The sequence below is a fragment of the Klebsiella sp. 2-CIP_Kleb. genome, from assembly GCF_050378715.1.
GTDB classification, from domain to species: domain Bacteria; phylum Pseudomonadota; class Gammaproteobacteria; order Enterobacterales; family Enterobacteriaceae; genus Klebsiella; species Klebsiella quasipneumoniae.
Window position 1 is genome coordinate 254,927 of the sequence record NZ_JBNRLG010000006.1, and the last position, 21,460, is coordinate 276,386.

The window sequence follows — 21,460 nt, forward strand, 5'->3', positions numbered from 1 at the left end:
TCGTTTGCCGCCTTGCTACAACGCCAACTGATTTGAGGAAACCCACCTGGCTGTCTGGGATCCCTTCGTTTGCCGCCTTGCTCTGACGTTATTTGCTTTGCGAAAACGGAGGAGTGCGGCCATTTCCCGGCGTCGCTGCGCTCGGCCGGGCTACGACTCACCAGGCAGTGGTAGCCCGGATAAGGCGCTGCGCGCCGCTATCCGGGAAAAGCGCATTGTTCTTTAACCGATCTGCCCATTGCCCAGGTGCTTCACGCGGCGCTTCACTTCTTCCTGCTTGCCGGCGTTGAACGGACGCGCGTCCGGGCTACCGAGGTAGCCGCACACCCGGCGGGTAACGGAAACGCGGGAGGCGTCGTGGTTACCGCATTTCGGGCAGGTAAAACCCTTGCTGGTGCACTCGAACTCGCCGGTGAAACCACACTCGTAGCACTCATCGATCGGCGTATTGGTTCCGTAATACGGCACATGCTGATAGCTGTAATCCCACACGTCCTCCAGCGCCTTCAGGTTGTGCTGGATGTTCGGGTATTCGCCGTAGCAAATGAAGCCCCCGTTGGCCAGCGGCGGATACGGCGCTTCAAAATCGATCTTGTCGTACGGGTTGACCTTCTTCTCCACGTCGAGGTGGAAGCTGTTGGTGTAGTAACCTTTGTCGGTCACCCCTTCCACCACGCCAAACTCGGCGGTATCGAGACGGCAGAAGCGATCGCACAGGTTTTCGCTCGGCGTGCTGTACAAGCTAAAGCCGTAGCCGGTCTCTTCCTTCCACAAATCGACGGCGTCGCGCAGGCGCTGGACGATGGCCACACCCTTCTCGCGCAGCGCCTCGCTGTCGTACATGTGCTGATTGCCGTACAGTGCATTGATGGTTTCATGGATACCGATATAGCCCAGCGAAATCGACGCCCGGCCGTTTTTGAAAATCTCGGAGACGTCGTCGTCGGCTTTCAGTCGCACGCCGCAGGCCCCTTCCATATAGAGGATCGGCGCCACGCGCGCTTTTACCCCTTCCAGGCGGGCAATACGGGTCATCAGCGCTTTGCGCGCCAGCTGCAGGCGCTCGTCCAGCAGCGCCCAGAAGGCGGCTTCGTCGCCTTTCGCTTCCAGGGCGATGCGCGGCAGGTTGAGGCTGATAACGCCGAGGTTATTGCGCCCATCGTGCACCTGCTCGCCGTTCTCGTTTTCCCACACCCCGAGGAAGCTGCGGCAGCCCATCGGCGTTTTAAACGACCCGGTAACCTTCACCACCTGGTCGTAGTTGAGGATATCCGGGTACATGCGCTTGCTGGCGCACTCCAGCGCCAGCTGTTTGATGTCGTAGTTCGGATCGCCGAACTTATGGTTCAGGCCGTCACGGATCGCGAACACCAGTTTCGGGAACACCGCGGTCTTACGGTTTTTACCGAGGCCGGCAATGCGGTTACGCAGAATCGACTGCTGGATCAGCCGCGATTCCCAGCTGGTGCCGAGGCCGAACCCGAAGGTGACGAACGGCGTCTGGCCGTTGGCGGTATGCAGCGTGTTAACCTCATACTCCAGCGACTGGAAGGCGTCGTAGCACTCTTTTTCGGTACGGGCGCGGGCATAGCCTTCGGCATCCGGGATCTGCCACTCTTCGGCGATTTTGCGATGCTTGTTAAAGCTTTCGCTGACGAACGGCGCCAGCACTTCATCGATGCGGTTAATGGTGGTGCCGCCGTAAATATGGCTGGCGACCTGGGCGATGATCTGCGCTGTTACCGCGGTGGCGGTAGAGATAGACTTCGGCGGCTCGATCTCCGCGTTGCCCATCTTAAAGCCCTGAGTCAGCATGCCTTTCAGGTCGATCAGCATGCAGTTAAACATGGGGAAGAAGGGCGAGTAATCGAGGTCATGATAGTGGATCATGCCGCGTTCGTGGGCCATCACCACATCGTGAGGCAGCAGGTGCTGCCGGGCGTAGTGCTTGGCGACGATACCGGCCAGCAGGTCGCGCTGGGTCGGGATGACTTTACTGTCCTTGTTGGCGTTTTCGTTGAGCAGCGCGGAGTTGGTCTGCTCGACGAGGCCGCGGATCTCCTGATTGAGGCGGCCGCGCTTCTCACGCTGGCTATCGCGGTCATGGCGATACTCAATATAGGCGCGCGCCAGCTGCTTATAGGGGCCGGACATCAGCTGGTTTTCCACCGCGGTCTGGATCTCATTGATGTCGACCTGGGCGCGGCCCTGCATTTGTTGGCTAACGACTTCTGCGACGGTGGCGCAATAGTCTGCGTCATCGACTCCCGCTGCTTTAGCTGCACGCAGAATTGCTTCCTGAATGCGCTCTGACTTGAACGGCACTTTACAGCCATCACGTTTCATCACATGCGGTGTCATGATCACTCCATATATAGAACAGGTTATCCACAGAGGCGGAGGTTATCCCGAAGGCGCTGCGCGCTACGGCTCGTGCTGTTTGCCTTCAGATCCGGCCCGTTTTATCCACATCTCATCACCGCCAGACATCGATAAGATATGGTGACATAATAGACGATTAATACAACATGTAGGGCCGGGACGCATTTTAAGTTCTATATGTAGTGATTTGCATCAAAGATGTTTGCGATTTTATTGACCCAGAACAAGGTAAAAAGGTGAGAGTACGGATGATGGGCGCTGGCGATAAATGTAAATTTATCTGGCTGGAAAATAAGCAAAAATGCCTGGCGTTCGCCACCGGCGCCAGGCATGACATCCTCATCTCGGGAGGGCAGGGGATACCTTACGCCTGCAGCCACCATACCGCTTCGAACGGCCGCAGCGTTAGCCCGGTCGGGCGGGGCGTGGTCTCGGCATAGTTGCTGATGATCATCTTCCAGTCGCCTGGGGCCTCCTCTGGCTGCCAGGTCTGCAGGTCGCGGCTCAGGTTGGCGGCGACCACCAGCGTTTGTCCCTGCCACTGACGGCGATAGCACCACAGTGACGGATGGTCAGGCAGGAGATCCTGATAATCACCCCAGGTCAGCAGCGGCAGGGTTTTACGCAGCGTAATCAGCTGCTGATAGGCATAAAACACCGAATCGGGGTCCGCCAGCGCCGCCTCGACGTTGATCTCCCGGTAGTTATCGCCAAGGCCGATCCACGGTTCGCCATCGCTGAAGCCACCGTTCTCGCCGGCGTGCCACGGCATCGGCGTGCGGCTGTTGTCGCGCGACTTGCTGGCAAGGATTGCCAGCAGTTCGTCCGGGCTTTGCCCCTGCGCCGCACGTTCGATAAACATATTGTGGCTCTCGACGTCGCGATAATCGCTGATGCTGTTGAAGTGCGGATTGGTCATACCGATCTCTTCGCCCTGATAAATATAGGGCGTGCCCTGCATGCCGTGCAGCACCATCGCCAGCATCTTCGCCGCCGGCACCCGGTACGCGCCTTCGTCGCCAAAGCGCGACACGATGCGCGGCTGATCGTGGTTACACCAGAACAGCGCGTTCCACGCCCGATTGTGCATTCCCTGCTGCCAGTGGCGGAACAGCGCCTTCAGCGCCACATAGTCCGGGCGGGCGAGGGTCCATTTCTCTCCGCCGGGATAATCGACTTTTAAATGGTGGAAGTTAAAGGTCATCGACAGCTCGCGGCCGTCCAGCGCGGCGTACTGCTGGCAGTGTTCCAGCGAGGTGGAAGACATCTCGCCGACGGTCATCAGGTTACGCGGGGTGAAGACATCGCGGCTCATCTCCTGCAGGAACTCATGTACCCGCGGGCCGTCGGTATAGAAGCGGCGGCCATCCCCGTCCAGATCGCAGGGAAAGGTCTGGTCTTTTGAGATCAGGTTGACCACGTCGAGGCGCAGACCGTCGACGCCGCGGTCTGCCCAGAATTCGCAGACCTTTTTCAGCTCGGCGCGCACCGCCGGATTCTCCCAGTTGAGATCCGCCTGCTCAATGGCGAACAGGTGCAGATAATACTGCCCGCTGTCGGCGTGCCACTGCCAGGCGTTGCCGCCAAACTTGGAGCGCCAGTTGTTCGGCAGGGCGTCCGGTTCGCCATCGCGCCAGATATAGAACTGACGGTAGGGGCTTTCCTTATTCAGCGACTGACGGAACCATTCGTGTTCGGTCGAGGTATGGTTCAGCACCATATCCAGCACGATGCGGATCCCGCGGGCCTTCGCCTCCGCCACCAGGGCGTCAAAGTCGGCCATCGTGCCGTAGGAGGGATCGATGGCGGTGTAGTTCGCCACGTCGTAGCCGTTATCCACCTGCGGAGAGACGTAGAACGGCGTCAGCCAGATGGCGTCTACCCCAAGCTTTTGCAGATAGTCGAGGCGGGAGGTGACGCCGCGCAGGTCGCCGGTACCGCTGCCGGTGGTATCCTGAAAACTCTTCGGATAGATTTGATAAATAACGCCGTTTTGCCACCAGTGGGGGAGTTGATTCATAGTACTTTCCTGCTGCAACGAGGGGCGCCAAAGGCGCCCCGAAAGAAGAAGTTAGACAATCTGCAAGGTGCCCTGACGGTACTTGCGCTGATACACCACGGTGGTGAGGATAATCGGCACCACCACCGCGATGGCCATCGCCATGGCGTACACCTGCCAGTAGGTAGGCTGGATGGAGAGGATCCCCGGCAGGCCGCCGACGCCGATGCCGTTCGCCAGCACGCCGTTCAGGCCGCACAGCAGGCCGGCGAGGCCGGAGCCGATCATCGCGCACAGCATCGGGAAGCGGTACTTCAGGTTGATACCGTACATTGCCGGCTCGGTGACCCCGAGATAGGCGGAGATCGCCGCCGGCACCGAGATTTCACGTTCATTCTGCTTGCGGCTGGCGATGATGATGCCGACCACCGCCGATGCCTGGGCAATGTTGGACAGCGCAATCAGCGGCCACACCGGGGTGCCGCCCATGCTCTGGATCATCTGCATATCGATGGCGAGGGTGGTCTGGTGGACGCCGGTTATCACCAGCGGCGCGTAGAGGAAGCCAAACAGCGCGGCGCCGATCGGCGCGAAGCTGCCGGTTAACAGATGGCGCACCGCGAAGGCCACGCCGTCGCCGATCAGGCGGCCGAACGGACCGATAATGGCGTGCGCGAGGAATACCGCCAGGATCAGCGAGCAGACCGGGACAATGACCAGGTAGAGGTAGTCCGGCACAATGCGCTTGAGGCGCGTCTCGATAAAGCCTAAGGCCAGGCCTGCCAGCAGGGCCGGGATCACCTGCGCCTGGTAGCCGACTTTAGCAATGGTAAACAGGCCGAAGTTCCACACCTCCGGCACCTGCTGGCCGAGGAGATAGGCATTCATCAACTGCGGGGACACCAGGGTAACGCCAAGAACGATCCCGAGGATCGGCGTACCGCCCATCTTCTTCACCGCCGACCAGCAGATCCCCACCGGCAGATAGAAGAAGATCGCCTCGCCAATCAGCCACAGGAAGTCATAGATGGTTTTCAGCGACGGGTGCATCTGGGCCAGCGTCTGGCCGTTGCTCATAGGTAAGTCGCCGATGACGTTGCGGAAACCGAGGATCAGACCGCCGCTGATCAGCGCCGGCAGCAGTGGGAAGAAGATCTCGGCGAAGTGCGAGATCAGCTGTTCATGCCACTTCATATTTTGCCGCGCGGCCTGTTTGACCTGCTCTTTATCGGCGGAAGTCTGGCCAGTGGTCGCCAGCAGGGCTTTGTAGTAATCGCCCACCTCGGTGCCGATGACCACCTGGAACTGGCCGGCGTTAGTGAAGCATCCCTTCACCATGCGCAGCTGCTCAATCTCTTTTGGTCTGGCGATGGCCGGGTCGTTCAGCACAAAGCGCAAACGGGTAATACAGTGGCTGACGGTGGCGATATTGCCGCGCCCGCCCACCAGTTCGATCAGTTTATCGATGTCCTGCTGGTTTACTTTGCTCATGATGAAGCCTCAAAAACAGAGGGGGAGAGATGCCGTTTTTACCTTGAGGGCATCCTAACCGTTCCGCTTGATTTGCCAAATGGGAACGTTCCCGAAATCCGGCGACGATCACATAAATCGCCCGAACGAGATTAATTCAGGGCGGCGGGAATTACGATCTGGCGGGGATCAACGCTGCCGGCGATCTGCTCGATCAACTGCCGGGCGGCCCGGCGTCCGGACTCGGCATAGCCCGGATCGACGGTCAAGATTTCCGGGTGGAGAAACTTCATCAGCGGCGTGCTGCCGACGCTGGCGAGCTGCAGCGCATCGCGACCCTGCTGCTGGAGGTACTTGCTGGCGCCGAGGGCGAGGGTATCGGTGGCGCAGACCAGGGCGCTGGTCTCGGCCGTCAACACGCTGGCGACGGTGTCATACCCCTGCTTCATGCCCAGCCCCGGCAGGGCGTCGGTGGGCGTCAGACGATGCTTTTTACAGAAGGCGAGGTAGGCGAGATGGCGGCGTTCGCCGGTGGTGACGTCGCTGTGCGGTACGCCAAGGAAGCTGATATGGCGATGTCCGCGATCGTAGAGCCGCTGCATCAGCAGCGTGATGGCCCCCTCGTCGTCATAGCACACCGAGGCGAAGCCGGGGGCGTCGCGGGCCATCAGCACCAGGGTGTCGCGCCAGGGGGCGAGCATCGCCTCGTCGATGCCGGTAAAACCGAACAGTACCACGCCGTCAATATTACGCCGGGCGAGCATGCCGAGATGCTCCTCCACCAGCCCCGGGGAGAACTGACTCTCCATCATAATCGGGTCGTAACCCTGCTCATAAAAGGCGGGCAGCATGGTCTGCACGGCGAGGTTTTCCGACAGCGAATCGAGACGGGTGACGATAATCGCCACCACTTTATCGCTCTGGCCGCGCATGGCGCGGGCGGAGCGGGAGGGCGAGAAACCGTGCTGCTGCATCACCGCTTCGACGCGCTCGCGGGTCCGTTCGCTGACCCCGCTCTCGTTGTTGAGGACGCGGGATACCGTTGATTTCCCTACGCCGCTTAAGCGCGCGATATCTTTGATGGTCAGCCGGTTCTGCATGCGGAATTCTCGTCAGGGGGTAGAAGTGAGCATAATGCTACTCAACCAAACCGCAATGAGCAAAGTCTGGTTTACGTTCGGTTTAGTTGCGCGGGTTTATCATCACCATTATTGCCACACAATCCTTAACGAGGGCGCTATAATCCGCGCCGTTTATATTCACTTACCGGAGATAGTTATGGACCCCGATCCCACTCCTCATCCTCGATGGAGCAACCTTTCTTTCCGGTAAGCCTGTTTAACACTGCTTTACCGGAAAGCGTAAAGCAGTGACGTCCTTGATGTCCCTGCCATAAAAATAACATGCCTGACAGGTAGGTTTTGCTACGTCCGTCGGCAACGCTGCGTTCGCTTACGCGAGCGCGGAGGGACTGTTTATGCTGAAAAATTATACCCGGCAGCTGTTCGCACAGCTTAGCCGCCATCTGCCACGCCGTTTAGTCCAGCGCGATCCGCTGCCGGACGCCCGCCATCTGGCGAGCGGCCCCATTCCTGAGTCGCTGGGCAAACAGTGCCTGGACGTGGCGGCGATGGACGACCAGGAGATCTGGCGCGCCTTTGACAGCCACCCTGAAGGGCTCAATGAAGGCGAAGTGGCGGCGAAAATCCTCAAACACGGTGACAACCAGATCCCGGCGCAGAAGCCCTCGCCGTGGTGGGGGCATCTGTGGACCTGCTACCGCAACCCGTTCAATCTGCTGTTGACGGTGCTCGGCATCGTCTCCTATTCCACCGAGGATCTGTTCGCCGCCGGGGTTATCGCCCTGATGGTGGGGATCTCGACGCTGCTCAACTTCATCCAGGAGGCGCGCTCGACCAAAGCGGCGGATGCGCTGAAGGCGATGGTGAGCAATACCGCCACCGTGCTGCGGGTGGTCAACGAGCAGGGGGAGAGCCGCTGGCTGGAATTGCCTATCGACCAGCTGGTGCCGGGCGACATCATCAGGCTGTCGGCGGGAGACATGATCCCGGCCGACCTGCGTATCCTGCAGGCGCGGGATCTGTTTGTCGCCCAGGCCTCGCTGACCGGCGAATCGCTGCCGGTGGAGAAAGTGGCCCGCAGCCGCGATCCGCTGCAGCAGAACCCGCTGGAGTGCGACACCCTGTGCTTTATGGGCACCAACGTGGTGAGCGGCTCGGCGCAGGCCATCGTCTTCGCCACCGGCGGCCACACCTGGTTTGGGCAGCTGGCCGGCCGCGTCAGTGAACAGGAGAGCGAGCCGAACGCCTTTCAGAAAGGCATCAGCCGGGTCAGCATGCTGCTGATCCGCTTTATGCTGGTGATGGCCCCGGTGGTGCTGCTGATCAATGGCTACACCAAAGGCGACTGGTGGGAGGCGGCGCTGTTCGCGCTGTCGGTGGCGGTTGGCCTGACGCCGGAGATGCTGCCGATGATCGTCACCTCGACGCTGGCGCGCGGGGCGGTGAAGCTGTCGAAGCAAAAGGTTATCGTGAAGCACCTCGACGCCATTCAGAATTTTGGCGCGATGGACATCCTCTGCACCGATAAAACCGGCACCCTGACCCAGGATAAAATCGTGCTGGAGAACCATACCGACGTCTCCGGCAAGGTCAGCGAGCGGGTACTGCATGCCGCCTGGCTCAACAGCCACTACCAGACCGGCCTGAAAAACCTGCTCGACACCGCGGTGCTGGAGGGCGTTGAGCTGGAGGCCGCCCGCGGGCTGGCGGCGCGCTGGCAGAAGGTAGATGAGATCCCCTTCGACTTCGAACGCCGCCGCATGTCGGTGGTGGTGAAAGAGCAGGACGACGCGCATCAGCTGATCTGCAAAGGGGCGCTGCAGGAGATCCTCAACGTCTCAACCCAGGTGCGCTACAACGGCGATATCGTGCCGCTGGACGACACCATGCTGCGCCGCATTCGCCGGGTGACCGACACCCTCAACCGGCAGGGGCTGCGGGTGGTGGCGGTGGCGACCAAATATCTGCCGGCCCGCGAAGGCGACTACCAGCGCGCCGATGAGTCGGACCTGATCCTGGAAGGCTACATCGCCTTCCTCGATCCGCCGAAAGAGACCACCGCTCCGGCGCTGAAAGCATTAAAAGCCAGCGGCATCACGGTGAAGATCCTCACCGGCGACAGCGAGCTGGTGGCGGCCAAGGTGTGCCATGAAGTGGGGCTGGATGCTGGCGAAGTGGTGATTGGCAGCCAGATTGAAGCGATGAGCGACGACGAGCTGGCGGCGCTGGCGAAACGCACCACGCTCTTCGCCCGCCTGGCGCCGCTGCATAAGGAGCGTATCGTGACGCTGCTGAAACGCGAAGGCCACGTGGTGGGCTTTATGGGCGACGGCATCAACGACGCCCCGGCGCTGCGCGCGGCGGACATCGGCATCTCGGTCGACGGCGCGGTGGATATTGCCCGCGAGGCGGCGGATATCATTCTGCTGGAGAAGAGCCTGATGGTGCTGGAGGAGGGGGTGATCGAAGGCCGCCGCACCTTCGCCAACATGCTTAAGTACATCAAAATGACCGCCAGCTCCAACTTCGGCAACGTCTTCAGCGTGCTGGTGGCCAGCGCCTTCCTGCCGTTTCTGCCGATGCTGCCGCTGCACCTGTTGATTCAAAACCTGCTGTACGATGTCTCCCAGGTGGCGATCCCGTTCGATAACGTCGATGATGAACAGATCCGCAAACCGCAGCGCTGGAACCCGGCCGATCTCGGGCGCTTTATGGTCTTCTTCGGCCCGATCAGCTCGATTTTCGATATCCTCACCTTCGGCCTGATGTGGTGGGTGTTCCACGCCAATACCGTGGAGATGCAGACCCTGTTCCAGTCCGGCTGGTTTATCGAGGGGCTGCTGTCGCAAACGCTGATTGTGCACATGATCCGCACCCGGCGCATTCCCTTCGTCCAGAGCCGCGCCGCCTGGCCGCTGTTCGCCATGACCCTGGTGGTGATGGCGGTGGGGATCGCGCTGCCGTTCTCGCCGCTGGCGGGCTATCTGCAGCTGCAGGCTCTGCCGCTGAGCTACTTCCCGTGGCTGGTGGCGATCCTGGCGGGCTATATGGTGCTGACCCAAACCGTCAAAGGCTTCTACAGCCGCCGCTACGGCTGGCAATGAGGGGAAGGTTTACGGATGACCCACGTAAAAAAGGCAGCCTGCGGGCTGCCTTTTTTCATGCCGAGGTTAGCGATCAGCGACGCACGGCGATGGCTTCGATCTCGATCTTCACATCTTTCGGCAGACGCGCCACTTCAACGCAGGAGCGCGCCGGGAAGGTGGCGTTGTGCTCGGTGAAGAACGCTTCGTAAGTGGCGTTAACGGTAGCGAAATCGTTGAGGTCTTTGACGAAAACGGTGGTCTTGACGATATCGCCGACGGTGAGGCCAGCGGCTTCAACGATCGCTTTCACGTTGTTCAGCGACTGGCGCGCCTGTGCGGACACGTCTTCCGGAACGCTGCCGGTTTTCGGGTCGACCGGGATTTGGCCAGAGGTGATGATCATGCTGCCGAGGTCAACGCCCTGAACGTATGGGCCAATCGCTGCTGGTGCATTTTCCGTCGCAATAGTTTTGCTCATGTTATCTCCAGATGAACTGAGTAATGTTACGCAAAATCATTCAGGTTGCCGCCAGGCGATAAGCGCTGTATCGCCGGCGCAGACGCCGCCTGAAGGACGAAGCGTAGGGTGGTAGCCATTATAGGGAGGCCTACCACCAATACCAACCGCATTTAGTTGGCCAGCACCACATAATGAGAAAACTCTTTTTCGCAGTATTTACATTTGAGTGCGATGTCATCAGCGCGCTTTTTCACTGCAAAACTGGAAGAAACCGGTTCGGCGTGGCTGATACAGTTGCTGTTCGGGCAGACCAGCACGCTGTCGATACGATCCGGCAGGCTCGGGCGGGATTTGCCCACCACTTCGTAATCATCAATGCGGTTTACCGTCGCCTGCGGGGCGTATAACGACAGCTGGTTAACCTGCTCGTCGGTCAGGAAGGTGTTCTCGATTTTAATCAAGTCTTTGCGGCCCATCTCGCCGGAGGGCAGGTTCAGGCCGATGGTGATGCGCTGGTCGGTTTCGGTCAGTTTGAACAGGGTGAGCAGCTTAAAGCCGACCTGCGCCGGGATGTGGTCGATCACGGTGCCGCGTTTGATCGCTTCTACCTGCAGTTTATTGTCGTGTGTCATCTCTCATTTCCCCCTTACAGAGCCAGCTCGCTATTCAGTACCAGTGCCAGTAACGCCTGGCGGGCGAAGATGCCGTTACCGGCCTGCTGGAAGTACCAGGCGTGCGGCGTTTTATCGACATCGGTGGTGATTTCGTCAATGCGCGGCAGCGGGTGCAGCACCTTCATGTTAGCGCGCGCCCCTTCAAGGTCGGCGGCGCGCAGGACGAACTGCGCTTTGACGTTGGCATATTCCGACGGATCCAGACGTTCTTTCTGCACGCGGGTCATGTACAGAATATCCACTTCCGCCATTACGTCGTCGATGGCGCTATGCAGGCTCCAGGCGATACCTTTTTCATCCAGCATATCGAGGATGTATTGCGGCATGGCCAGCGCGTCCGGGGCGATGAAGTAGAAGCGGTTGCCGCTGAACTTGGCCAGCGCCTGGGTCAGGGAGTGGACGGTACGGCCATACTTCAGATCGCCGACCATCGCCACGTTGAGGTTTTCGAGGCGGCCCTGGGTCTCCTGAATGGTGAACAGGTCGAGCAGGGTTTGGGTCGGGTGCTGGTTAGCGCCGTCACCGGCGTTCAGTACCGGCACGCCGCCGGAGAATTCGGTCGCCAGACGGGCCGCGCCCTCCTGCGGATGACGCATCACGATGGCATCAACGTAGGTGCTGATGACGGAGATGGTATCCGCCAGCGTTTCCCCTTTTTTGCCCAGCGAAGTGTTGGCGCTGTCGGAAAAGCCGACCACGCTGGCCCCCAGGCGGTGCATCGAGGTTTCAAAAGAGAGGCGGGTGCGGGTCGAGGCTTCAAAGAAACAGCTGGCGATAACCTTATGCTTCAGCAGCTCGGGTTGTGGATTGGCTTTCAGCTTTGCCGCCGTCGCCAGCACCAGTTCGAGGTCTTCGCGGCTGAGATCGTTTATGGAAATGATATGTTTTTGATATAGCGGGTTAGCCATGCTTATCTCCTGACGCCTGGGCAAAAAAAAAGCCCCTTAAATAAGGGGCTTCGGGAATCCAATGAGCAACGGAAAGAAAAACGGCAGGCCAGCGTCTGCATTGAGACGCGCTAAGACAGAATGTCGTACGCAATTGGCCATGCTTCCTCCCGGCAAAACGACTGGCATTATACGCAGACCGTTATGACGATCAAGCGATTCATTCACAATCAGGTAATCGTTTGCCTGCAGAAAAGTGCGCCAGCGCAAAGAACCATGAAACTGTACTGGTATGGCAGCGGCGATGGGGGTATAAAACGCAAAAATGAAATGTTGTTTTATATTTGAGGTAAGCGATGATTATTGGCAATATCCACCATCTGCAGCCGTGGCTGCCGGCCGCGCTGCGCGAGGCTATCGAACACGTTATCGCCCATGTCAGCGAGGCGACGCCGCTGGGTAAACACGATATCGACGGCGACAACCTGTTTTATCTGATTTCCGAAGACACCACCGAGCCGCAGGCCGCACGCCGCGCGGAATATCATACCCGCTATCTCGATATCCAGATTGTGCTCCGCGGCAGCGAGGGGATGACCTTCAGCACCTTGCCGGCAGGAGAGCCGCAGACCGACTGGCTGGCGGAGAAAGACATCGCTTTCCTGGCGGAGGGGACGCAGGAGCAAACGGTGATCCTTAACGAAGGGGACTTTGTGGTGTTTTATCCCGGGGAAGTGCATAAACCGCTGTGCGCCGTGGGCGCGCCGGCGAAGGTGCGCAAAGCGGTGGTGAAGATGCTGATGGCGTAACGCAGCGCCCTGACGGGCGGTATCCCGGATACGCGCCGAGCGATCCGGGATTTGACGGCGAGCGAAGGACTATTTGCTCAGCGTCGCCACCATCACCGCTTTGATGGTGTGCATCCGGTTTTCCGCCTGGTCAAAGACCACGCTTGCCGCCGACTCAAACACCTCGTCAGTCACTTCCATGCCGCCGTGCAGGCCGTAATCGGCCGCCATCTGTTTGCCCAGCGTGGTCTGGTCGTCATGGAACGCCGGCAGGCAGTGGAGGAACTTGACCTGCGGATTGCCGGTCAGCGCCAGCATCGCGCTGTTAACCTGATAGTCGCGCAGCAGGGCGATACGTTCGGCCCATTTTTCCTTCGCCTCGCCCATTGAGACCCAGACGTCGGTATAGATAAAATCGGCGCCTTTCACCCCCGCGGCGATATCTTCCGTCAGGGTGATGTTGCCGCCCTGCTGTTTCGCCAACGCGGTACAGGTTTCCACCAGCGCGGCCTCCGGCCAGCAGGCCGATGGCGCCACCAGGCGCAGATCCAGACCGGTCAACGCGGCGGCTTCCAGCATCGAATTGCCCATGTTGTTGCGCGCGTCGCCGGCGTAGACCAGCGTCATCTGGTTAAAGGCTTTGCCCGGCAGGTGCTCTTTCATGGTCAGCAGGTCCGCCAGCAGCTGGGTAGGGTGGTACTCGTTGGTGAGGCCGTTCCATACCGGCACGCCGGCATATTGCGCCAGGGTCTCCACCACTTCCTGGCCGTGGCCGCGATACTGAATGCCGTCGTACATCCGTCCGAGCACACGGGCGGTGTCCTTGATCGACTCTTTATGGCCAATCTGGCTGCCGCTGGGCCCCAGGTAGGTCACGCGGGCGCCCTGATCGTATGCGGCAACTTCGAAAGAGCATCGTGTACGGGTTGAGTCTTTTTCGAAGATGAGCGCGATGTTTTTCCCTGCCAGTTTCTGGACTTCGATACCGTTTTTCTTATCGGCTTTCAGCTTTGCCGCCAGCTCGAGCAGGGCGGTGATTTCTGCAGGCGTAAAATCGAGTAACTTTAAAAAATGCTTCTGGTAAAACGCAGACATGGTTCCCTCACCTGGCATAGGCCACTAATTGAATTAAAATTCAATTTATATGTATGAATATTCATTTGCAAGTCTGTGATCGAAATCTTTCACTGAGAAGTGGAGGCAATGACGGCGGTATGTGACAATAGGGATAACTGCCGCACATTATGAGGAACGAGCCATGGCAAACCCGGAACACCTGGAAGAACAGCGTGAAGAGACGCGTCTGATTATCGAAGAGCTGCTGGAGGATGGCAGCGATCCGGACGCACTGTACACGATTGAGCATCACCTCTCTGCAGACGATTTCGAAACCCTGGAGAAAGTGGCGGTGGAAGCCTTTAAGCTGGGCTACGAAGTAACCGAGCCCGAAGAGCTGGAAGTGGAAGAGGGTGAAGTGGTCATCTGCTGCGATATTCTGAGCGAATGCGCCCTGAACGCAGAACTGATCGATGCCCAGGTGGAACAGCTGATGACGCTGGCAGAAAAATTTGACGTCGAGTATGACGGTTGGGGCACCTACTATGAGGACCCGAACGGCGAAGAAGACGGCGATGATGACGAAGATTTTGTCGATGAAGACGACGATGGCGTTCGTCACTAAGTCGCAGATGTTGTAGATGGATACGGCGGCGCCAGCCGCCGTATAGCAAGGAACTTCCATGGATTACCCGCAGATACTCTCCCCGATTATCAACTTCCTGCACTGCCCGACGCCGCAGGCGTGGATTGACGAAGCCCGCAAGCCGGAAAACCTGCCGCTGCTGCTGACCGACCATATGGTGTGCGAACTGAAAGCGGCGCAGAACGCCATGCTGCTGGTGCGTCGCTACGTCGCGGATAAAGCCGACGCCGATGAGCTTCTGGACTGCCTGAAGCCGTATGAAGACTTCACCTACCGCCGGGGGCCGGAGCCGGATTTTGTCGCTCTGCATAAGCGGATCAACAAAAGCGCCATGCCGCAGACCGACGACCCATGGGGCCGTCAGCTGCTGGACAGCATGATTTTGCTGATTAAAGAGGAGCTGCATCACTTCTGGCAAGTGCGGGAGATGATGCTGGCGCGCGATATCCCCTACGTCAAAATCACCGCCAGCAACTATGCCCGCGGCATGCGACGGGAGGTACGCTCACATGAGCCGGTGATGCTGATCGATAAGCTCATCTGCGGCGCCTATATCGAGGCCCGCTCCTGCGAGCGCTTTGCGGCGCTGGCGCCGTGGCTGGACGACGATCTGCAGAAGTTCTATCTGTCGCTGCTGCGCTCGGAAGCGCGTCACTATCAGGACTACCTGGATCTGGCGCAGAAGATTGCCGGAGAAGATATCAGCGAGCGGGTACGCCAGCTCGGCGAGGCGGAAGCGGCGCTGATCCTCCGTCCGGAGGCCGAGTTCCGCTTTCACAGCGGCGTGCCGGCGGCGGCGTAGCCCACGCTATTCGGCCCCTGTAGCCCCGGTAGCCACTAACACCGGCAGTTTCATTAGCCATGGGGAGAGAGATAGCGTTGAGAGCTTCAGCTCGCAATAGTACGGGCCGTAGGTTGGGTAAGGCGTTAGCCGCCACCCGACAAAAAAACGGCACCGCGAGCACGGGTAAGGTGCCAGCAGTGCCATCCGGGACATACCCCGGCTCGCGCTGCGCTTAGCCGGGCTACCGAACTGTCGCCCCGATAAGCGTAGCGCTACCGGGGACGCCTGCGATATCGAGGCGCTACAGCGTTTTCAACATCCGCACTTCGCAGTCCACGTGGCCGGTGCAGCCCAGCGGACCGTCAATATGTTCGAAGCCAAGATGCTCATATAAGCCGATCGCCTCCGTCAGGAAGGCGGTGGTTTCCAGATAGCAGCGTTTAAAGCCCTGCTCGCGGGCGTAGTCCAGCGCCAACAGCGCCAGCTTCTTCGCCAGCCCCTGGCCGCGGGCGCTGGTCATAAAATACATTTTCTGCAGCTCGCAGATATCCGGCTCGCTGCAGGCGAGCGGCGCGACGCCGCCGCCGCCCACCACTTCTCCCTCTTTCTCCACCACCCAGTAGGCGGAGCCCGGCTGGCTGTACAGCTCATACAGCTCATCGAGATTCGGGTCGGCGACCGTATAGCCTTTATCGGCGGTCAGGCCGTATTCAGCGGAGACCTGACGGATGACCCTGGCGATGGCGGGATTGTCTGCCGCCGTAATGCGACGCAGCAACGTCGCCGCGGGGACGCTCGTATTCATACAATGACTCATTACCCAAAAAAGACGAATGATGATGTTAATAACATCGCGGCAGGGGAGAGCGCAAGCGAGGATGTTTCATAAAAACGCCCCTTGCCGGGTGGCAAGGGGCGGGAGGGTTACAGCGCGGCGATCACCGCCTGCTGTTCAATCAGCTTCGCTTTCGCTTCCGCGTAGCCTTCCAGCTTCTCGCGCTCTTTGGCGATCACCGCTTCCGGCGCTCGGGCGACAAAGCCTTCGTTGGCCAGCTTGCTTTCGATGCGGCCAATTTCACCTTCGATTTTGGCCACTTCTTTCGCCAGACGCGCCAGCTCATCTTCTTTGTTGATGAGGCCCGCCATCGGGATCAGCAGTTCGGCGCCGTCGACGATCTTGGTCACCGAGACCGGACCTTTATCCTCGGCAGGCAGCACGGTAATGCTTTCCAGACGCGCCAGATTCAGCAGGAAGCTGCGGTTGTCGTTCACGCGACGCTCGGCCTCTTTGCTGCAGCCGCGCAGCAGCAGTTCCAGCGGTTTGCCCGGAGCGATGTTCATTTCCGCACGGATGTTACGCACGGCGACGATCGCCTGCTTCAGCCATTCGGTGTCGGCCAGCGCCGCGTCGTCCACCTGAGAGGCATCGTACTGCGGGAACGGCTGCAGCATGATGGTGTCGGCGGTGATCCCGCAGATGACCTTCACGCGCAGCCAGATGGTCTCGGTGATGAACGGAATGATCGGATGCGCCAGGCGCAGCAGACCTTCCAGCACAGTCACCAGCGTATGGCGAGTGCCGCGCAGCTCCGCTTCGCTGCCGCCGTTCATGACCGGCTTGGTCAGTTCCAGGTACCAGTCGCAGAACTGGTTCCAGGTGAACTCATACAGGATGCCGGCGGCGATATCGAAGCGGAAGTTATCCAGCGCTTCGCGATACGCTTTGACGGTGTGGTTGAATTCCGCAAGGATCCAGCGGTCGGCCAGGGAGAGCACCATCTCGCCGCCGTTGAAGCCGCAATCCTGATCTTCGGTGTTCATCAGCACAAAGCGGCTGGCGTTCCACAGCTTGTTACAGAAGTTACGGTAACCTTCCAGACGCTTCATATCCCAGTTGATGTCGCGGCCGGTAGAGGCCAGCGCCGCCAGGGTGAAGCGCAGGGCGTCGGTGCCGTGCGGCTCGATGCCGTTCGGGAACTGTTTCTCGGTGCGCTTACGGATTTTCTCCGCCAGCTGCGGCTGCATCATGTTGCCGGTACGTTTCTCCAGCAGCTCCGGCAGGGTGATGCCGTCAACCATATCCAGCGGGTCAATAACGTTACCCTTGGATTTGGACATCTTCTGGCCTTCGTCATCGCGGATCAGACCAGTCATGTAGACGGTCTTAAACGGAACCTGCGGTTTACCGTTTTCATCTTTGATGAAGTGCATGGTCATCATGATCATGCGGGCGATCCAGAAGAAGATGATGTCGAAGCCGGACACCATCACGCTGGTTGGGTGGAACTGACGCAGGGCGTCGGTGTTTTCCGGCCAGCCGAGGGTGGAGAAGGTCCACAGCGCGGAGGAGAACCAGGTATCGAGAACGTCTTCGTCCTGACGCAGCGCAACGTCGGCGCTCAGGTTGTTTTCCTGACGCACTTCGTCTTCGCTACGGCCCACGTAGACATTGCCGTCGTTGTCATACCATGCCGGAATGCGGTGACCCCACCACAGCTGACGGGAGATACACCAGTCCTGAATATCGCGCATCCAGGAGAAGTACATGTTTTCGTACTGCTTCGGCACGAACTGGATGTCGCCGTTTTCAACGGCTTCCACCGCCGGCTTGGCCAGCACGTCCGCGCGCACGTACCACTGGTCGGTCAGCATCGGTTCGATAACCACGCCGCCGCGGTCGCCGTAAGGGACGGTCAGGTCGTGCGGTTTGATCTCTTCCAGCAGGCCGAGGGCGTCAACCGCCGCAACGACGGCTTTACGCGCCGCGAAGCGTTCCAGTTTCTGGAACTCCGCCGGGATCTCGCTGGAGTAGACGTCAGATTCATTGCCTTTGGTGTCGTACACTTCCGCGCTTTCGCGGATGTCGCCGTCAAAGGTCAGGATGTTGATCATCGGCAGCTGGTGACGACGACCCACTTCGTAGTCGTTAAAGTCGTGCGCCGGGGTGATCTTCACGCAGCCGGTGCCTTTCTCCATGTCGGCGTGTTCGTCGCCCACGATCGGGATGCGGCGGTTTACCAGCGGCAGCACCACGAATTTGCCAATCAGATCTTTGTAGCGCGGATCTTCCGGGTTAACGGCCACGCCGGTATCGCCCAGCAGGGTTTCCGGACGGGTAGTGGCGACCACCAGGTAGTCTTTACCGTCAGCGGTTTTCGCGCCATCGGCCAGCGGGTAGCGGATGTGCCACATCGAACCTTTCGATTCGCGGTTTTCCACTTCGAGGTCGGAAATGGCGGTGCGCAGTTTCGGGTCCCAGTTAACCAGGCGTTTACCGCGGTAGATCAGATCTTCTTTGTACAGGCGAACAAAGACTTCTTTCACGGCATTGGAAAGCCCCTCGTCCATGGTGAAGCGCTCGCGCTCCCAGTCCACGGAGTTGCCGAGACGGCGCATCTGACGGGTAATGGTGCCGCCGGATTCCGCTTTCCACTGCCAGATTTTGTCGATAAAGGCGTCGCGGCCGTAGTCGTGGCGGGTTTTCCCTTCTTCAGCGGCAATCTTACGCTCAACCACCATCTGGGTAGCGATACCCGCGTGGTCGGTCCCCGCCTGCCACAGGGTGTTTTTGCCCTGCATGCGCTGGTAGCGAATCATGGTATCCATGATGGTTTGCTGGAAGGCATGACCCATATGCAAACTGCCGGTGACGTTCGGCGGCGGGATCATGATGCAGAAGCTCTCCTGGCTTTCATCACCATTCGGTTTGAAATAGCCCTGCTTTTCCCAGTGCTCGTAAAGCGGCTGTTCGATATCTTGTGGGTTGTATGTCTTTTCCATTATTTCCAGGTTGCCGTGTTCAGGTTGAAACCAGCCATGCGGTACGCCTTATAGCGTTCGCGCGCCAGTTGTTTCAGATTTTCTTCGTAAGGGACAAAGTCTATCACTTCTGTGAAAGCGGTGGCAAAATCTGCAAAGTTAAGCCGCAGGCTGATCAGAATGTCCCGCGGGCTGCTGTTGCGCTTTTGCGGCCAGGCAATCTCTACCGGCGCGCCGCCTCGCGGGCCTTCGCCCGCCAGATTGTGCGGCACAAAGCTCTCCGGTGGTCGCGACCACAGCGCCTCATCGAGACGAATCGCCTGCTGCTCATCTTCACAGGCGATCAGGACGCGCTTGCCGTTGCGCCAACGTTCTGCGGCAATGTCACACACCAGCTGCTCGACGGCGCTCAGGCCATCGACGGTGTCTTCGTTGTCCAGAAGATAGAACGTTGCGTTTTTCATATATGGGGCTTCTTGTTGTGGATTTAAATGTAAAGCCGGGCGGCGCTACGCTTACCCGGCTTACAAACGGCATCTTTCCGTAGGCCCGGTAAGCGTAGCGCCACCGGGCATCAGACGGCAATCACTCTTCGCCGTTAAAACCCGCGCGATTGAGCAGGAACTGCGACAGCAGCGCGACCGGACGACCGGTGGCGCCTTTGGCCTTACCGGAACGCCAGGCGGTGCCGGCGATGTCGAGGTGCGCCCAGTTGTACTTGCGGGTGAAGCGCGACAGGAAGCAGCCGGCGGTGATCGCGCCGCCAGGACGGCCGCCAATATTCGCCATATCGGCAAAGTTGGATTCCAGCTGATCCTGGAACTCGTCGGCCAGCGGCAGACGCCATGCGCGGTCGCCCGCCAGTTCAGAGGCGCCGATCAGCTCATGGGCCAGCGGGTTATGGTTCGACATCAGGCCGGTGATGTGATGGCCGAGGGCAATCACGCAGGCGCCGGTCAGCGTCGCGACATCGATAACCGCTTCCGGCTCGAAGCGCTCAACGTAGGTCAGCACGTCGCACAGCACCAGGCGGCCTTCGGCGTCGGTGTTCAGCACTTCCACCGTCTGGCCGGACATGGTGGTCAGAACATCGCCCGGGCGATACGCGCGACCGCCAGGCATGTTTTCACAGCCCGCCAGCACGCCGATCACGTTCAGCGGCAGCTGCAGCTCAGCAACCATCCGCATCACGCCGTACACCGCCGCGGCGCCGCACATGTCGTACTTCATCTCGTCCATGCCTTCGGCCGGCTTAATGGAGATACCGCCGGAATCGAAGGTCAGGCCTTTACCGACCAGCACGATAGGGCGCGCGTCTTCCGACGGGTTGCCTTTATACTCGATAACCGACATCAGCGACTCGTTCTGCGAACCGTTGCCGACGGCGAGGTAGGCGTTCATTCCCAGCTCGCGCATCTGCTGTTCGCCGATCACGCGGGTGATAACGTTTTTGCTATAGGTATCGGCCAGCTGGCGCGCCTGGGAGGCCAGATAGGCGGCGTTACAGATGTTCGGCGGCATGTTGCCGAGATCTTTCGCCGCTTTGATGCCGGCGGCGATCGCCAGCCCGTGCTGAATGGCGCGTTCGCCGCTGGTCAGCTCGCGACGGGTCGGCACGTTAAAGACCATTTTACGCAGCGGGCGACGCGGCTCGCTTTTGTTGGTCTTCAGCTGGTCGAAGCTGTACAGCGTCTCTTTGGCGGTTTCAACGGCCTGGCGAACTTTCCAGTAGTTGTTACGGCCCTTGACGTGCAGCTCGGTCAGGAAGCAGACCGCCTCCATTGAACCGGTATCATTCAGGGTATTGATGGTTTTCTGGATGACCTGCTTGTACTGACGCTCATCCAGTTCGCGCTCTTTGCCGCAGCCAATCAGCAGAATGCGCTCAGACAGAATGTTTGGCACATGGTGCAGCAATAACGTCTGGCCAGGTTTGCCTTCCAGCTCGCCGCGACGCAGCAGGGCGCTGATGTAGCCGTCGCTGATTTTATCGAGTTGTTCGGCGATGGGGGAGAGGCGACGTGGTTCAAAGACGCCGACCACGATACAGGCGCTCCGCTGCTTCTCCGGGCTACCGCTTTTTACACTGAACTCCATGCACTATGCTCCTGAATCTTAAAGACAACAGTGGTGGCTACGGCTATACTCGTCGCCTTTCAAGTTGCAGATGCGCCGGCTGCGCCTGCTTACCCTGACGTGGCACATTGTGCGCGCCAGGGGCCACAGCCCTGCTGCCTTCTTACAACTCGAAATCCATTGAGTATATAATTGCAAGCTTTCGTAACTCATATCCGCTGTTGCGGTGACTTCGTGTTAATCTTAACGTTATTAAGGCCTGGGTTCGTCAGAAAAGATCCTGACATGCAGAACCGATGAGTCATTTAATC

The 21,460-nt window shown here is 59.3% G+C and carries 20 protein-coding genes; 5 read left to right on the forward strand and 15 right to left on the reverse strand.

All coding sequences use genetic code 11. The annotated features are described in order from the left end of the window. Positions 1–222 precede the first annotated feature (222 nt). The 4 genes from nrdD to treR all read right to left on the reverse strand — a co-directional run bounded on the left by nrdD (position 223) and on the right by treR (position 6,951). The gene (nrdD, locus tag ACQUTP_RS19795) at positions 223–2,361 is read right to left on the reverse strand and encodes an anaerobic ribonucleoside-triphosphate reductase (protein ID WP_004206513.1); all 2,139 of its coding nucleotides are present in this window, start codon (positions 2,359–2,361) and stop codon (positions 223–225) included. Between the two features lie 385 nt (positions 2,362–2,746). After that, the gene (gene treC / locus ACQUTP_RS19800; RefSeq protein ID WP_048322789.1) at positions 2,747–4,402 is read right to left on the reverse strand and encodes an alpha,alpha-phosphotrehalase; all 1,656 of its coding nucleotides are present in this window, start codon (positions 4,400–4,402) and stop codon (positions 2,747–2,749) included. Between the two features lie 51 nt (positions 4,403–4,453). Further along, positions 4,454–5,872, reverse strand: coding sequence for a PTS trehalose transporter subunit IIBC (gene treB, locus ACQUTP_RS19805; RefSeq protein WP_004206516.1), 1,419 nt, complete (start codon positions 5,870–5,872; stop codon positions 4,454–4,456). 131 nt (positions 5,873–6,003) lie between these two features. Next, the gene (gene treR / locus ACQUTP_RS19810; protein WP_048294069.1) at positions 6,004–6,951 is read right to left on the reverse strand and encodes a trehalose operon repressor TreR; all 948 of its coding nucleotides are present in this window, start codon (positions 6,949–6,951) and stop codon (positions 6,004–6,006) included. Between the two features lie 178 nt (positions 6,952–7,129). On the opposite strand from treR, the gene mgtL reads away from it, so the two are divergent. Further along, complete coding sequence (mgtL, locus tag ACQUTP_RS19815) at positions 7,130–7,183, forward strand: mgtA regulatory leader peptide MgtL (RefSeq protein ID WP_219340445.1); 54 nt, start codon at positions 7,130–7,132, stop codon at positions 7,181–7,183. A 145-nt stretch (positions 7,184–7,328) separates the two neighbouring features. Continuing rightward, positions 7,329–10,037, forward strand: coding sequence for a magnesium-translocating P-type ATPase (mgtA, locus tag ACQUTP_RS19820; RefSeq protein WP_080847919.1), 2,709 nt, complete (start codon positions 7,329–7,331; stop codon positions 10,035–10,037). Between the two features lie 73 nt (positions 10,038–10,110). Here the strand turns inward: mgtA and ridA are convergent, their stop codons facing one another. The 5 genes from ridA to ACQUTP_RS19845 all read right to left on the reverse strand — a co-directional run bounded on the left by ridA (position 10,111) and on the right by ACQUTP_RS19845 (position 12,202). After that, positions 10,111–10,497: a 2-iminobutanoate/2-iminopropanoate deaminase gene (gene ridA / locus ACQUTP_RS19825; protein ID WP_002886926.1), complete on the reverse strand. Its 387-nt coding sequence runs from the start codon at positions 10,495–10,497 to the stop codon at positions 10,111–10,113. Between the two features lie 152 nt (positions 10,498–10,649). Then, positions 10,650–11,111: an aspartate carbamoyltransferase regulatory subunit gene (gene pyrI, locus ACQUTP_RS19830; protein WP_002886927.1), complete on the reverse strand. Its 462-nt coding sequence runs from the start codon at positions 11,109–11,111 to the stop codon at positions 10,650–10,652. Between the two features lie 14 nt (positions 11,112–11,125). Beyond that, entirely contained in the window at positions 11,126–12,061 is a 936-nt protein-coding gene (gene pyrB / locus ACQUTP_RS19835) for an aspartate carbamoyltransferase (protein WP_004206522.1), read from the reverse strand. Between the two features lie 2 nt (positions 12,062–12,063). Continuing rightward, the gene (locus ACQUTP_RS19840) at positions 12,064–12,123 is read right to left on the reverse strand and encodes a pyrBI operon leader peptide (protein WP_227650304.1); all 60 of its coding nucleotides are present in this window, start codon (positions 12,121–12,123) and stop codon (positions 12,064–12,066) included. Next, on the reverse strand, positions 12,098–12,202 hold the full coding sequence (locus ACQUTP_RS19845) for a pyrBI operon leader peptide (protein WP_002886930.1): 105 nt from the start codon (positions 12,200–12,202) through the stop codon (positions 12,098–12,100). Before ACQUTP_RS19845 ends, ACQUTP_RS19840 begins: the two co-directional genes overlap by 26 nt. 194 nt (positions 12,203–12,396) lie before the next feature. Between ACQUTP_RS19845 and ACQUTP_RS19850 the strand changes: the two genes are divergently transcribed. Further along, entirely contained in the window at positions 12,397–12,849 is a 453-nt protein-coding gene (locus ACQUTP_RS19850; RefSeq protein WP_017900567.1) for a YhcH/YjgK/YiaL family protein, read from the forward strand. A gap of 69 nt (positions 12,850–12,918) precedes the next feature. On the opposite strand, the gene argF is transcribed toward ACQUTP_RS19850, so the two are convergent. After that, positions 12,919–13,923, reverse strand: coding sequence for an ornithine carbamoyltransferase (gene argF, locus ACQUTP_RS19855; protein WP_032456908.1), 1,005 nt, complete (start codon positions 13,921–13,923; stop codon positions 12,919–12,921). Then, on the reverse strand, positions 13,893–13,988 hold the full coding sequence (gene argL / locus ACQUTP_RS19860) for a putative translational regulatory protein ArgL (RefSeq protein ID WP_370736902.1): 96 nt from the start codon (positions 13,986–13,988) through the stop codon (positions 13,893–13,895). Before argL ends, argF begins: the two co-directional genes overlap by 31 nt. A 98-nt stretch (positions 13,989–14,086) precedes the next feature. Here argL and rraB point away from each other — a divergent pair, with 98 nt between their 5' ends. Beyond that, entirely contained in the window at positions 14,087–14,509 is a 423-nt protein-coding gene (gene rraB, locus ACQUTP_RS19865; protein WP_004206524.1) for a ribonuclease E inhibitor RraB, read from the forward strand. 58 nt (positions 14,510–14,567) lie between these two features. Next, positions 14,568–15,332, forward strand: coding sequence for a tRNA isopentenyl-2-thiomethyl-A-37 hydroxylase MiaE (gene miaE / locus ACQUTP_RS19870; protein ID WP_004206526.1), 765 nt, complete (start codon positions 14,568–14,570; stop codon positions 15,330–15,332). A gap of 283 nt (positions 15,333–15,615) precedes the next feature. Here miaE and ACQUTP_RS19875 read toward each other — a convergent pair whose 3' ends face one another. From ACQUTP_RS19875 to pepA, 4 genes are all read right to left on the reverse strand, one after another. Continuing rightward, the gene (locus ACQUTP_RS19875; RefSeq protein WP_017900565.1) at positions 15,616–16,119 is read right to left on the reverse strand and encodes a GNAT family N-acetyltransferase; all 504 of its coding nucleotides are present in this window, start codon (positions 16,117–16,119) and stop codon (positions 15,616–15,618) included. 119 nt (positions 16,120–16,238) lie between these two features. Further along, positions 16,239–19,094, reverse strand: a complete 2,856-nt coding sequence (locus ACQUTP_RS19880; protein WP_004206529.1) for a valine--tRNA ligase — start codon at positions 19,092–19,094, stop codon at positions 16,239–16,241. Further along, a complete protein-coding gene (holC, locus tag ACQUTP_RS19885; protein ID WP_004206530.1) occupies positions 19,094–19,537 on the reverse strand; it encodes a DNA polymerase III subunit chi in 444 nt (147 codons plus the stop codon). The genes ACQUTP_RS19880 and holC overlap by 1 nt, the downstream gene beginning before the upstream one ends. Before the next feature lie 121 nt (positions 19,538–19,658). Then, positions 19,659–21,170: a leucyl aminopeptidase gene (pepA, locus tag ACQUTP_RS19890; protein ID WP_004206531.1), complete on the reverse strand. Its 1,512-nt coding sequence runs from the start codon at positions 21,168–21,170 to the stop codon at positions 19,659–19,661. Positions 21,171–21,460 lie beyond the last annotated feature (290 nt).